Source organism: Thermoflexus hugenholtzii JAD2 (assembly GCF_900187885.1).
Taxonomy (GTDB): Bacteria; Chloroflexota; Anaerolineae; order Thermoflexales; family Thermoflexaceae; genus Thermoflexus; species Thermoflexus hugenholtzii.
This window is the reverse complement of sequence record NZ_FYEK01000073.1, coordinates 1-12,522: the sequence shown is the minus strand read 5'-3', so window position 1 is coordinate 12,522 and position 12,522 is coordinate 1. Positions and strand designations below refer to the sequence as shown.

Sequence of the window (12,522 nt, the reverse complement as noted above, 5' to 3'; positions counted from 1 at the left end):
GCGCCGGCGCCCGCGGCGGCGACCCCCGCGCCCCCTTCGCCCGCGCCTCCGGGCCCGGCCTCCCCGTCGGGGGGGCTGACCCTGGAGGCTCTCCGGGAGCGCTGGGCCAGCATCCTCAAGGCGGTGCGGGCTCAGAGCCTGCCCACTGAGGCGCTGCTGAAATCCTGCGCCCTCCATGCAGTGGAAGGCCACACCGTGGTCCTGGCCTGGCCCTCCGAGCTGCTGCGGGACAAGTTCCAGGATCCCCGGGCGAAGGCTCAGGCGCTAGTGGAGGACATCCTGAGCCACACCTTTGGGGTCCCGGTGACGATCCGCAACATCGTGGCCCGCAAGACCCCGCGCCGGCGTCCGGCGGCCGAGGATCCCCTGATCCGGCGGGCGGTGGAGGACCTGGGCGCTCAGGTGGAAGAGGAATGAGATCCCCATCCTTTCGTTCAGGAGCCGGACGATGACCAAGACGCGTGGGTTGGGCAACCCGATGCAGCTCCTCCAGCAGATCCAGCGGCTGCAGGAGGAGATGGTGAAAACGAAGGAGGCCCTCGCCCAGGAGACCCTGACGGTGACGGCGGGCGGAGGGGCCATCACCATCGTGATCTCCGGCGATCAGCGGGTGCAATCCATCGCCATCGACCCCGCCTTGCTCTCCTCGGGGGATGTGGAGATGCTCCAGGATCTGCTGGTGGCGGCCATCAATCAGGCCATCGAGCGCTCCCAGACCTACGCGGCGGAGCGGCTGAACGCCCTGGCCGGCCAGCTGGGCCTGAGCGGGCTGCTGGGCCCTTGAAGCCTCTCCGGATCGCACCATCCCGTCGGCGGTTCCCGATGCGCCTGGAAACCCTGGCCGTCCACGCGGGATCCCGCATCGATCCGGCCACCGGGGCGGTGGCCCCACCCCTTTAGAGGAGGCCCTGCGGATGCCCGCCCGGCTGGTGTGGGTGGAGACGCCCTCCAACCCGATGCTGCGGATCACCGACATCGCCTGGGTGGCCGACCGGGCCCACGCGGCCGGGGCATGGTGTTTCTGCGACAACACCGCCGCCACGCCGATCCTCCAGCGGCCGCTGGCCCTGGGCGCCGACGGCGTGGTGCATTCCGCAACCAAGCATCTGGGCGGCCATAGGGACGTGATGGGCGGGGTGGTGGTGCTGCGGGAAGAGGACGCCTTCGCCCGGCGGCTGCGGGAGATCCAGATCCCCGGCGGAGCGGTTCTGGCGCCTTTCGAGGGCTGGCTGATCCTGCGCGGCCTGCGGACGCTCCCCTATCGGATGCGGGCGCATTCGGAGAACGCCGTGCGGGTGGCGGGGTTCCTGGCCCGGCATCCGGCGGTGAAAGCGGTGCACTACCCCGGCCTCCCGGATCACCCGGGCCACGCCATCGCGGCCCGTCAATGGCGGCCTTCGGAGGGCTGCTTTCTTTTCAGGTGCGGGGAGGCCGTGAGGCGGCCTTGCGGGTGGCCGGTCGGGTGCGGCTGTTCACCCGGGCGATCCGCTTCGGGGGGCCCGAAAGCCTGATCGAGCACCGGGCCTCCATTGAGGGCCCCGGGACCTCCACGCCAGAGGACCTCCTGCGCCTCTCCATCGGCCTGGAACATCCGGACGACCTCATCGAGGATCTGGACCAGGCGCTGGTGGAGAAGTCCCATTAGAGGGTCAGGCTATAATGAAAGATCGGGGCAAGGCTTCGCAGTGCTATGATGATCATTCGCATCAGGGTTGTCGCTTAGGAGAGCTCCCATGCGACCTTTCACGACGATCGCGCCGCCGCCGATGGCGCGGCTGATCGAGGCGCTGGTGAAGCTGCCCGGGATCGGGCCGAAGACCGCCTCCCGGCTGGCTTTCTATTTGCTCCGGGCCCCCGAGGAGGAGGTGATGGCCCTGGCGGAGGCCCTTCGCAACCTCAAGCAGCAAACCCGCCTGTGTGAGATCTGCTTCCACATCACCGACGAGAGCCCCTGCGCCATCTGTCGGGACGAGCGGCGGGATCACGGGCTGATCTGTGTGGTGGAGGAGCCCCTGGACGTGCTGGCCATCGAGCGCACCGGCGAATACACGGGGGTCTATCACGTGCTGCACGGGGTGATCTCCCCCATGGATGGCGTCGGGCCGGAGGACCTGCGCATCCGCGAGCTGGTCGAGCGGGTGCGGCGGGAGGCCCCTCGGGAGGTGATCCTGGCCACCAACCCCAGCCTGGAGGGAGAGAACACGGCCGTGTATATCCACCGCCTCCTGGCCCCCCTGGGGGTGCGGGTGACCCGCCTGGCCCGGGGCCTGCCGGTGGGCGGGGATCTGGACTACGCTGATGAGATCACCCTGGTTCGGGCGCTCCAGGGCCGTCAGGAGATGTGAAAACGGCACTCCCCGATCGGGAGGTTCCATTCGTGGCCACGCTGATGCGCATCGAGCGGATCGCGGACTACGTGGGCGCGGAAGTGACCGTGCGGGGGTGGCTCTACAACAAGACCGACAAGGGCCGCCTTTACTTCCTGCTGGTGCGGGACGGCACGGGCATCGTCCAGTGCGTGGTCTCCATGCGGGATGTCCCGCCGGAGACCTTCGAGGCCGCGCGGCGGGTGACTCAGGAGTCCTCCCTGATCGTGACCGGGACCGTCCGCCAAGACGCGCGGGCGCCCGGCATCCCCGGAGGGTATGAGATCGCGGTCCGGGAGATCCAGATCGTCCACCTGGCCCAGGATTACCCCATCGGCCCGAAGGAGCACGGCGTGGAGTTCCTGATGGACCACCGGCACCTGTGGTTGCGGTCCTCCCGCCAGTGGGCGATCCAGCGCATCCGGGCCACGGTGATCCGGGCCATCCGGGACTGGCTGGACAGTCAGGGGTTCCTGAACGTGGACACGCCGTTGCTGACGGCCACGGCGGCGGAGGGGACGACCACGCTGTTCCCGGTGGACTACTTCGGCGAGCGGCTGTATCTGGCCCAGACCGGCCAGCTGTATAACGAGGCCAACATCTTCGCCTTCGGCCGGGTGTATTGTTTCGGCCCGGCCTTCCGGGCGGAGCGCTCCAAGACCCGGCGGCACTTGCTGGAGTTCTGGATGGTGGAGCCGGAGATGGCCTTCTGCACCTTCGAGGAGATGCTGGAGATCGCGGAGCAGCTGGTCGCCTACGTGGTGGCGCGGGTGCTGGAGGAGCGCCGCCACGAGCTGCGGGTGCTGGAGCGCGACACCGCCCCGCTGGAGAAAGTGGTCCCGCCGTTCCCGCGCCTCACCTACGATGAGGCGGTCCGTCTGCTGAACGAGTGGGCGGAGGAGGCGGCGGACCCGGAGCGCAAGGCGGCCTTGCGGATCGAATGGGGAGAGGATTTCGGGGCTCCTCACGAGACGGCCCTTTCGCTGCACTTCGAGAAGCCGGTCTTCGTTACCCACTATCCGGCGGCGGTGAAGGCGTTTTACATGCAGCCGGACCCTCAGCGGCCGGAGGTGGTGCGCTGCGCGGATCTGCTGGCCCCGGAGGGATACGGGGAGATCATCGGGGGGAGCGAGCGGATCGCGGATTACGACCTTTTGCTACAGCGGATCCGGGAGCACAACCTGCCGGTGGAAGAATATCAGTGGTATCTGGATCTGCGCCGCTACGGGTCGGTGCCCCACAGCGGCTTCGGGCTGGGCATCGAGCGGACGGTGGCCTGGATCTGCCACCTGGACCACATCCGCGAGGCCATCGCCTTCCCGCGGATGCTCTACCGCTACCGGCCGTGATCGAAGAAGGGGAAAGCCCGCTTCTTCCTCGCCCCGTGGAACGCTCTTCCCCGGACTTCCCTCCCTCGCCTTCGCCATCGTCGAGGAAAGAAGACGGCATCTTTCGGCCAGCCAGGGGATGTATTCGTTCTTCAGGTTATTTGTGGAATTCGGCGCGGGGGATCGCTGGCACCGCCGCTACATCTGTTTCTTCGGAACCGCCGGGCGGATCGCCCGGGAGGCCCCGGATCGCTGCGCCAACTGGCGGGAGCAGATCCGGGCCTGGCAGCCACCCTTTTGGATGGACCCTGAGATGCCGGAGCGTAGAAAGGCCACCGGTTCCAGACGCCGGAGGCGTGGGATGCGGAGGGCAACTTTCGGGCCAGCATGTATATGCGTCCGGGGGCGATCTGGGCCATCGAGTGGGCGCGACGTCGACGGGCGGGCCGATAGTCGGCCGAGACTCGGCATAGAGCAAAGCCCGAAGATCTCCTAATCCCCGCGTCCCGAGCCCGGCTCATAAGGAAGCGTTTCGACGTTGATCTCGGTTCCGCGCTTGGGTCGGAGAGACGCGCCACAACCCTTAGGGCCTGGACTAAGCCTGCCATAATCCATTGCCCAGAAGGCGAAAGCGGATCTTACCCTTCGCTCGCGATCCGGGCTTCCAGCACGGGCTACAGGAAGCCTCCGAGCGAAGCGTGTTCTGATCCCAACCGAGGACGATCTCCCACGCACCGGCCTTCGCTTCACCGCCGTCCAGCGGAGCATGGGCCCATATAAACTCCGGTTCGCAAAGGATAGGGTCCTTATCGCTTAAGTCCAGGGAGATGCCGAAGCAATCGTTCACGGGACCTTCCAGCTGCACGCAGCTCAGGCGGCCGAAGCCGTAACGGCTTTCCCCACCGATCCATAGCTCCTCTACGTCCTTCAGCCCGTGCAGGTTGTTTCCATCCCGCAGGAACACATAGCCCACGAAGGCAACCGGGGCGCCTGTATCGCGCCATCGCGGCATGATGTATTCCACTTCGCGCAACGTTCCCTCCGCTGCCGTGTCAGAGGCCGGATCGATGGCCGTGCCCGGGTGGGTGGATAGGAGGCGCTGGCGAAAGGTGCGATCCGGTAGCGGATCTCCGCCATCTTGACGCTGCCAACATAACCCCCGGCCCTCTTCATATCGAGGAAGCCAGGGATGCCATCGACCATTGACCTGCTCAGCAGGATAGAGATACGAGAAACGGGCGTTCTCCTGGAGATCCCTTCCGATGCTCTGATAATCCGGCCAAGCTCCGGAGGCGTTCTGCCTCGCCAACTCGGCGGTCAACGCGCCCCACATCGCCCGGGCGGGGATATAGAGACGGGTGCGGTTGAGGAACCCTGCGGGCGAAAGGCCGATGTGAAGAGGCGACTCCAGTCGCCAAACCCAGCGATAGGCTTGCCACGCCATCGGACTATCTTCCTCCCCTAGCTTTCAGGTGGAAGCGCGCATAGATGAGGGCATTACGCAACAGATCGCGAGCGAAAAGGAGCGCGTCGAGATCATCAGCCACACTCTTGACGATATCCAAAATATCCTTTCCATCGCGTTTCAAGGTCTCCTTCAAAAGGTCCACAAGCGGTCTCTCAAAGTCCGAAGCCACGTTATTGTGTCGCGCTCGTACATACAGAAACATCGCATATGGCCCGTGCTCCTCCAGGACCGCCAGGGCATCGTTAAGCACCTTCTCATCTTTGATGCTTTCACCAAGGCTGCGGCCCGCCTCCGCACACCGGATGTCCAGATTGACAAGCGTTTCTGGCGTCATGGTGCACCTCCCTGTTCAGTGCCGGACGAGGAAGCCGTCATGCCTCCCGCTGAAGGAGCCGACGATCCCGATGGAGAACTGGTCGCGCTTGTTGAGGAGGCGCTACAGCTCACAGTCTGAGTTGACGGCGATTGATCGGAAAAGAGCACCTTCAACCGCCCCATCCCCCGCGTGCCCATGCCGCCGACTCCCAGGTGCTCCAGGTAGGGATGGGCAAGTTTAACTTTTTCGTGCACCTGATCCGGCGTAGATACGGCAGAGATCACCTGCCCTTCGATCCGAAAGTACCCAGGATTCTTTGTGATAATCTCCCACGCCAGCACCGTCCCCCGCGGCAGGGCCTCATAGGAGAAGAGGGCCTGCTCCTCCGCCGCTCCGGTGGCCGGGTTGATGGCCACCGAGGTGCGTACCTCCAGGTTGCTGTTCACGATGTGAGCAAAGAGACGGTCTGAAACTAAGGCTAAGCGGTCTAAGACGTAATCTAGGATTGTAAAATCTGGGGTTGTAAGATTCCGAAGACTGTCAGCGATGGTCTTAAATTGTGTGCAGACTTTCACTGGCAGGAGAAGCCAGCCGAGGTTCAAGTGAGTGTTCTGATTCGAACCTAAATACACGGCATTTTGGTCCTTTTGGTCCTTTTGGTCCTTTTGGTCCTTTTGGTCCTTTTGGTCCACGCCCTGGACCTCCAGGCCAACCAGCCGCAGGGCGTCGGGGCAAGTGATCCAGCGGGGCCCTTGGCGAGTGGGCACGGGGAAGAGAAGCACATGGGCGTCCGTGAAGGCGGCCAGGCCGGCGAACCCACCGGCTTGATCCCTTCCCCGAGCGAAACCGAACACCGTGCACACCGGGCAATCCGGTTGGGCACAATGCCCCAGGTAGTCTCCTCGGGGCTGACCCAGGCCCGCACAATGCGGATAATACGGCCAAGGCTGGCCCCTCGCTTTCCGATTCGGATGGCTTTCGTGCATCGCCATCGCCACGTAGGTCCGATACACTCCTGCCAGGCTCGAGCCGGGGATCTTGGGCACCCGCGTCACCGGGTCGCGGACGATGGTCAGCTCCACCCGGCCGAGGCGGGCACCGCCAGCCCCCACGTGGATGGGGTCCAGGGCCAGACCAATGTGAAGGAATTTTTTGTAGCTTGGCATCCCGCACCTCCCTTTAAGGTCTCTCCCCGAAGTGCCGTTAGATGCCAATCGAGGGCCCACGAAAGAAGATCTTCCATGGCCGCTTCGACCAAGGTTTCCAAAGCCGCTCCCTGCAACTCCAGATGTTCCGCCAGAAGCGCTCGGAAGGTGTCCCGACGCAGATCCTCGGAGGCTACCCATGAGCCGTCCGGCGCGCGCCATTTTGTTTGCAGCTCAGTCACCGCGCTCCGCAGGCGCTGGAGGGCCGTTGTGCTTGGGGCGATGCGATCCACGAGGTGCCAAATCTCTCGCATGCGCGTCCAGTCCTCCAGGTAGCGCGCCTTTAGAGGCTCGAAGCGGGCGGCGGTGCTCTCCATCCAGAGGGTAACGACTGTGGCCGGGGCCACGCCGATGCCGTCGCCGACCCGTAGGTCAGCTATGTGGCGAAACACCCGTCCATCCCGTGGATGCTGGAAATCCCGCGGATAGCGCAGGGCTTGGTCCTCTACCTCAACGTAGGGATAGAAGACATCCTCGCGACCATCGGGGAGAAGAAGAGGGATAGATCGAAGGGTGCTCCGGCCGTCCTCCCGCCGCAGGCGCAGGGCCAACACCCCCGCCTGGGCCCAGTGCTCCTCCACTCGCCAGACCTCGGTCTCTCGAGCGAGAGCCTCCTCCACGTTGCGCACTGCCTCCACCACCGCCTGGAAGGAGAGGGCGCGGGGGAAGCCCACCACGCCGACGCGCAGCGGAAGCCGGTCCCACACCCGGGCAAACCGCTCTTGCCACCAGGAGACGGCAAGATCCACGCATTCCGAAACCACCTCTAGCGGAAGGATGACTCGGAACCGCAATGGCGAAATCTCCAAAGGAATAACCGGATAATAGACGCCAAGGTGGCCGTAACTCCCTTTAAGTTCCTTAACCTCCTTAACCTTCAAAGGACGAGGGCTACCAAATGCATCTTCCTCTTCTAGCGAGATTGTCTCTCCTTGAAGGGCTTCTTTGCGCTCCTCCGGTTTCAGCAAGCGTGCCAGGTTCGAGGCCGTGACAAAGCCTCTTAGGGAGCCCACATAGACCAGGCTGATCTGGACACCCCTCCAACGGCCATCGTACAGCATGCCGTCCTGCCATCCCTGAGCTGTGGAGTCATCTGGGCACAAGAGGAGCCGGCGCACCCGCCAGGGGTTGGCGCTCCGGGAGGCAATCTGACGGAACTCGCGAAGTAACTCTTCAAAAAACTCAACGGCTTCCCGCCAAAACCGATAGACCCGACCGGGGGAGGGAAGCTTGCGAAACCATTGGAAGACCAACCATCGAGCATTCTGGTAGGGATTATTGGGATGCCAAGATGGTGCCGAAGCCCGATCTTCAACCCAGTTCGTGTATATTTCTTTCCAAGCATCAATCGCTTGAGCCGTGCTACCAAACTCTTCATCTAAATTGGGTATCAAGGCCCTGAGAATTCCATCCGTTTCAATCCTCCTTGGAGGCTTCTGGATTCGTTTCTCTATATAAAGCTCGAGACGTGATTGCAAATGCTTACTACTCCACCTTTGGGTTTGATTTTGTATTGAGTTATAAACCTTACGATTGTACCTTGTCCACTCTGAAATCGCCTGGGCCCGCAGGCTATCCACCCGTTCTCCATCGAGCCACGGCTCCAAATCCAGGGAAAGCGTAAGCACCGCCAGGCGCCCATTAGCATCGGCGACCTCCTCGAACCAGATGGTGTCGTAGCCCAGGCGGCCATGGAGCCAGTCGTTGCGCCGGTGATGACGGCGTTTGCGGCAAACCTCACAGGGCTTGCCTTTGTTGGTCGGGTCTCCGTTCAGGCGCACCCCGCACACCGGGCACACATGGCCTTGCGATTCTTTGGGGATCTTCCAACGGATGTTCCATGGCCGGTGAATCGAGACCGCAGTGGCCTTCGTAGCCTTCGCCCGCTCCCTCACCATCGGCACAAGAGAGCGGGTGGACTCGCTCAGCCGCACCACGGGCGGGGTCTCCAGGTCCAACTCCTCGGCCATCTTGTCGATCTGTTCCCGGAGCCATTCTTTCCACCCGCTTAACCAAGACGCCCGAACGGCCTCATCCATCCGCTCACCGGGGAAGGAGAACACGGCGATGCTGCTGTCGCGGTAGAGGAGCGACCCTACGGCCAGGTCGGTTTCGACGAGCTTGCGCACCTCTTCGAAGAACTCCTCCAGCACACCCTGCATCCCCGTCCAGTCGCCGATCTTCACCGCCCGCGCTTCGTAATGCTCCGTTCCGATGGCCACCATGAGCAAGCGCCAGCGCGTTTTTTGTTTGATCTGCTTATCGTTCCACGGAAAGCTCGAGTTCAGCAGCGCTCCTGCCACAGCACTCTTAAAGAGGGCGGCCGCCACGTAGGACTGGTCCCACAGGGTGACGTCATTGTTGGGGAGCCGCGTCTCAGCCAACGTAGAGAGAAAGGCGCGACGGATGAAGGAGTCGGGACCGATAGCGCCCTCCCGCCAGCGCCACCACACGTCGACGTCCTGCTCGCCCCGTGTCCCCAGGCCCCGCAGTTCCTCCAGGATTCGCCGGATCTCCGCCACCACCTGCTTCCAGCCTTGCGGAGTGAGGACTTCGGGAGGGTCAGCCAGGAGGTTCCGCTTCGGATGCCCCCAGGGAGAGGAAAGCCACATGTGGGGGACGGACTGGCCAAGGTACTCCGAGGTTTCCCGCGGAAGGTTCTTCTCCACGCCCGAGACGATCCCGTGACCTGCTTGGAGAAGGCCCATGAGGCCGGAGTTTTGGTCCCTGTGCTTTTCGGTGAACTCCTTGAAAGAGCCCGGCCAAGCATTCGAAGGCACCTTCGACTGAAAACGATCCCTCACCCAGCCTAGCAGGTCATCCCATGGGAAGGGTGGAGTCTCGTAGTCATGCCATTTCTCATACTTGTAGTTCACTTGGTCGCCACCGTGTTGACGCAGAAACTTATCCTGGGCCTTGCCGGCCATGTGGAACCAGCCGATGGCCTCCATGGCCAGGAGGAGGGGGCGATGCTCTCGCAGGGTATCCGCGGGTTGAAACGTGGTCATGGAACCTCCTCACGAGAGCCAGTTGGCAATGGCATCCCAAAGCTCTTTACGAGTGTCCCTTGACACCGGAGCTTGCTCTTTCCGGTAGGCTTTCCACTTACAGATCTTCGCAGTGCCCCAGCCCACAGTGCGCTTGGCGGAGATGCCATAGTTGGTGAGCAACTTGTCAATGGCTTCCAGAAGCAAGGGTAGGAACGTTTTGGAGTCTATAGAAGGTTGGATTCCTGGCCAGGGGGCGTAGAGCAGATAAAGCGTCCCCTTTGCCCTAGGTGGAACAACTTCGTAATAGATCGGCTGGGTCCCGGCGCGACGAGCCCGGCTGTGGGGGTTGATGACCTCAAAGCCGATCTTGTCAAACCAGGTAGGGTAGAAGACCAGCGCGCCTTGGTGGAAAGCCTCTTCCTCGCCTTTCTCATTGCCGAAGAGATGAAGAATCCAGTCGGGATCTCGCCAGCCTTCGAGCCTGCCCCCGTTTTCCTGGAGATGTTCCCACAGACCTGCCTGCATCCGGCAGGCCCATCGCAGAAGCCCCTTCCAGGAAGAGGCTGCCATGAAGGGCACGCCGAACACCCGGTCCTTGCGCACCGGGTTGTCCATCACGTGGAAGACGCGGTCGTCCTTGGAGTACCAGGGAGTGAGGAGCTCAAACTCCACCTCGAGGGCAAACCAGGAGGCGGGCCATCCGGCGCAGGCAGAACCGAAGTCGGGGCTCTTGAGAACCGAGAGCGCCGAGGGAAGGGAAAAAGTCTTAGAAGCCACTTCCCCAACATATCTTCTGCGTGCTTGAATCCTTTGGTCATCCCCGCGCATAGCCTGTTCCGCGCACCGATCCACAAACCCTGAGGCCAGATTCCAGGCGGCTTCCTCGGGAGATGCGGGAAACTCCCCCTTGCCAGGCGGGCTTGTTGAATCACACAATTCTACCCAGTAATCAAACGTCATGGCGTCCCTCCTGAAGGTGAACTCAGCAAAGATCGAAGGATCTTTTGACCATCAAGGAAGTTCTCATCCTCAAGGTCTGGCCATGCTTCCTTCTTAAGACGGCTACGAATCTCATCAAAGTCAAGAGTCCTTCCATTTACCTGGATACTTGGGTTCACGAACCCGAAGGTGCGCCGCGCCTCCGGTGGCTCCTTGAAACTAAAAACTTTCTTGCTTTCCTGCTGACGACCAGCAAGCCATCTGTCGAATTCTGTGGCGTTAGCCCGAAGCTGCTGGCCCCGATTCTTCGGTTCTTGCCGCCCGATAACGCGGTTGAAGGAACTGTGGTTGGAATCCTGCCTGGCCAGATATCGTCCCTTCACGCACCAGAAGTTAGCCAGGGAAGCCCAGGAGAAGTCTTGCAACTGACCCCGATCATCCCTATACGAATGGGGCACCTCGCGCCATGAAGATATGTAATGTCTCAGCTCTTTCTCAGTTTTTTTACAAATTTGGGGTCGTTCAATGATTTGAATCAATCCATAATCGCGATGATGGCGTTTTCCAAACCAGGCATCGACCGTTAAAGAATCTCCACCACGTTCAATCTCGACAGAAACTGGCTCTCCGTGGGCTTTGCCTGTTACGGCCTTTTCGAGCTCACCACGAGAAGTCACTCGGTTGGAACCGATTCGGATGATGACATCTCCAGAGCGCAAGGGAAGCCCCCGACGGGCCGATTGAACAATTATCTTCCCACTCACCTCAGTGAAATCGTTGAGAGTTAAATCCGCCAGTCCCGGTTCTTCGGATGGCTTGAAGACCGTCCTCCCCCCAATCGCCCCGTATTCCGCGATCAGGCGTAGCGTCAGATCCAACAGGCACCACTCCTCTTCGCAGATGGGCCGGATTTCAGTGAAGCGGAGGATGAAAGTTTCGCCTGCCTTAATCTGAGCTTGTTTGGGTTGGTCGTTCTCGTCAAGGACCTCAAACCGGAACTTCCTGGCCCAGCCGGTGCAGCCGAAAAGCTCGCAGACGACACAATGGTGGCCGGGTTCGTGCGGAGCTTTGTTTGCCGCGGGGCAACGAACTTCCTTCACGGTGGGGTCGCAAGCCTTTCCGCCCAGCCCACGCACGAGGACCTCGAACCACCAGCGAATGGAGCCCAGCAGGCCAGTGGAGATCAGACGCTCCCCTCTCCCCGAAGCATCGCCGGTCCAGATGTCCGTAAGAGCTGTGCACTTCCACTCACAGACCTCCAAAGGGCACCTCCTATCACCTGCCTGTACAGATCTCTCAGTTTCCGTGAGCAAAACAGATCCATAAGACGATTGTGCTATCCATTTGCTTTATATTGTAAATAAGCGTAGCGCAGCTTGTCAAGCAAAGCAGTCCCGCACCTTGTGGACCGGGAGCTGCGATGTATCCCATCGCCACGCTTATAATAGAAAACGAGCTCCGAGCGCAAGGGAGGCGGGGATGGGGATCCGGCTGGATCTGCTGCATCGGGTGACGGATGAGGAGCTACGGGAGCTCTCCGAACGCAACCCCGGCTATCAGTTCGAACGCACCGCCGACGGGAGGCTCATCGTGACCCCCACCGGATTGGCAAGCGGACGACGCAGCGGGGAGGTGTTCTACCAGCTGGAGCACTGGAACCGCCAGACCCGTCTGGGGGTGGTCTTTGATTCTTCCACGGGCTTTCGGCTTCCCGATGGGTCGTTGCTTTCCCCGGACGCCTCGTGGGTGCGGCGGGAGCGATGGGAAGCCCTCAGCCCCGAACAGCGCGAAGGCTTCGGCCCCTTCTGCCCCGACGCCGCCTTCGAAGTCCGCTCCGCCTCCCAAAGCCTGGGAGAACTACGAGAGAAGATGGAGACCTACCTGGCCAACGGCGCCCGCCTGGCCGTGCT

The 12,522-nt window shown here is 62.1% G+C and carries 10 protein-coding genes and 3 pseudogenes; 7 read left to right on the top strand and 6 right to left on the bottom strand.

From position 1 onward, the window contains the following. The 6 genes and pseudogenes from CFB18_RS15450 to CFB18_RS16630 all read left to right on the top strand — a co-directional run. Positions 1 to 417, top strand: a pseudogene (locus CFB18_RS15450) (hypothetical protein); the annotation flags it as partial. A 31-nt stretch (positions 418 to 448) separates the two neighbouring features. After that, positions 449 to 784, top strand: a complete 336-nt coding sequence (locus tag CFB18_RS13420) for a YbaB/EbfC family nucleoid-associated protein (RefSeq protein WP_088572308.1) — start codon at positions 449 to 451, stop codon at positions 782 to 784. Positions 785 to 914: 130 nt separating this feature from the next. Next, positions 915 to 1,645: pseudogene (locus CFB18_RS13415) on the top strand (trans-sulfuration enzyme family protein). An 88-nt stretch (positions 1,646 to 1,733) separates the two neighbouring features. Further along, a complete protein-coding gene (recR, locus tag CFB18_RS13410; RefSeq protein ID WP_088572307.1) occupies positions 1,734 to 2,345 on the top strand; it encodes a recombination mediator RecR in 612 nt (203 codons plus the stop codon). A 44-nt stretch (positions 2,346 to 2,389) separates the two neighbouring features. Continuing rightward, positions 2,390 to 3,715 (top strand): asparagine--tRNA ligase, encoded by a 1,326-nt coding sequence (asnS, locus tag CFB18_RS13405; RefSeq protein WP_088572310.1) that lies wholly within the window; start codon positions 2,390 to 2,392, stop codon positions 3,713 to 3,715. Positions 3,716 to 4,036: 321 nt separating this feature from the next. Continuing rightward, positions 4,037 to 4,147 (top strand): annotated as a pseudogene (locus CFB18_RS16630) (GH116 family glycosyl hydrolase); the annotation flags it as partial. Positions 4,148 to 4,289: 142 nt separating this feature from the next. Here CFB18_RS16630 and CFB18_RS13400 read toward each other — a convergent pair. The 6 genes from CFB18_RS13400 to cmr1 are packed head-to-tail and all read right to left on the bottom strand — an operon-like array spanning position 4,290 to position 11,874. After that, positions 4,290 to 5,138: an RAMP superfamily CRISPR-associated protein gene (locus CFB18_RS13400; RefSeq protein ID WP_088572306.1), complete on the bottom strand. Its 849-nt coding sequence runs from the start codon at positions 5,136 to 5,138 to the stop codon at positions 4,290 to 4,292. A gap of 4 nt (positions 5,139 to 5,142) precedes the next feature. Next, positions 5,143 to 5,496 carry a hypothetical protein gene (locus CFB18_RS13395; protein WP_088572305.1) on the bottom strand — a complete coding sequence of 118 codons (354 nt, stop codon included), beginning with the start codon at positions 5,494 to 5,496 and terminating at the stop codon, positions 5,143 to 5,145. Next, the gene (cmr4, locus tag CFB18_RS13390; RefSeq protein ID WP_088572304.1) at positions 5,493 to 6,644 is read right to left on the bottom strand and encodes a type III-B CRISPR module RAMP protein Cmr4; all 1,152 of its coding nucleotides are present in this window, start codon (positions 6,642 to 6,644) and stop codon (positions 5,493 to 5,495) included. Before cmr4 ends, CFB18_RS13395 begins: the two co-directional genes overlap by 4 nt. Beyond that, positions 6,551 to 9,691 (bottom strand): CRISPR-associated protein Csx11, encoded by a 3,141-nt coding sequence (locus CFB18_RS13385; RefSeq protein WP_088572303.1) that lies wholly within the window; start codon positions 9,689 to 9,691, stop codon positions 6,551 to 6,553. Before CFB18_RS13385 ends, cmr4 begins: the two co-directional genes overlap by 94 nt. Positions 9,692 to 9,700: 9 nt before the next feature. After that, positions 9,701 to 10,633: an RAMP superfamily CRISPR-associated protein gene (locus tag CFB18_RS13380; RefSeq protein WP_088572302.1), complete on the bottom strand. Its 933-nt coding sequence runs from the start codon at positions 10,631 to 10,633 to the stop codon at positions 9,701 to 9,703. After that, positions 10,630 to 11,874, bottom strand: coding sequence for a type III-B CRISPR module RAMP protein Cmr1 (gene cmr1, locus CFB18_RS13375; RefSeq protein WP_143597622.1), 1,245 nt, complete (start codon positions 11,872 to 11,874; stop codon positions 10,630 to 10,632). The genes CFB18_RS13380 and cmr1 overlap by 4 nt, the downstream gene beginning before the upstream one ends. Positions 11,875 to 12,091: 217 nt before the next feature. On the opposite strand from cmr1, the gene CFB18_RS13370 reads away from it, so the two are divergent. Next, positions 12,092 to 12,522: Uma2 family endonuclease (locus tag CFB18_RS13370; protein WP_088572309.1), on the top strand; the 431-nt coding region annotated here is incomplete at its 3' end.

What these genes read in the sequence shown, in the direction of transcription:
- recR (WP_088572307.1), top strand. Translation starts at nt 1,734, where the DNA reads ATGCGACCTTTCACGACGATCGCGCCGCCGCCGATGGCGCGGCTGATC.
- CFB18_RS13395 (WP_088572305.1), bottom strand. Translation starts at nt 5,496, where the DNA reads ATGACGCCAGAAACGCTTGTCAATCTGGACATCCGGTGTGCGGAGGCG.
- CFB18_RS13385 (WP_088572303.1), bottom strand. Translation starts at nt 9,691, where the DNA reads ATGACCACGTTTCAACCCGCGGATACCCTGCGAGAGCATCGCCCCCTC.
- CFB18_RS13380 (WP_088572302.1), bottom strand. Translation starts at nt 10,633, where the DNA reads ATGACGTTTGATTACTGGGTAGAATTGTGTGATTCAACAAGCCCGCCT.
- cmr4 (WP_088572304.1), bottom strand. Translation starts at nt 6,644, where the DNA reads ATGCCAAGCTACAAAAAATTCCTTCACATTGGTCTGGCCCTGGACCCC.
- CFB18_RS13420 (WP_088572308.1), top strand. Translation starts at nt 449, where the DNA reads ATGACCAAGACGCGTGGGTTGGGCAACCCGATGCAGCTCCTCCAGCAG.
- asnS (WP_088572310.1), top strand. Translation starts at nt 2,390, where the DNA reads ATGCGCATCGAGCGGATCGCGGACTACGTGGGCGCGGAAGTGACCGTG.
- CFB18_RS13400 (WP_088572306.1), bottom strand. Translation starts at nt 5,138, where the DNA reads ATGGCGTGGCAAGCCTATCGCTGGGTTTGGCGACTGGAGTCGCCTCTT.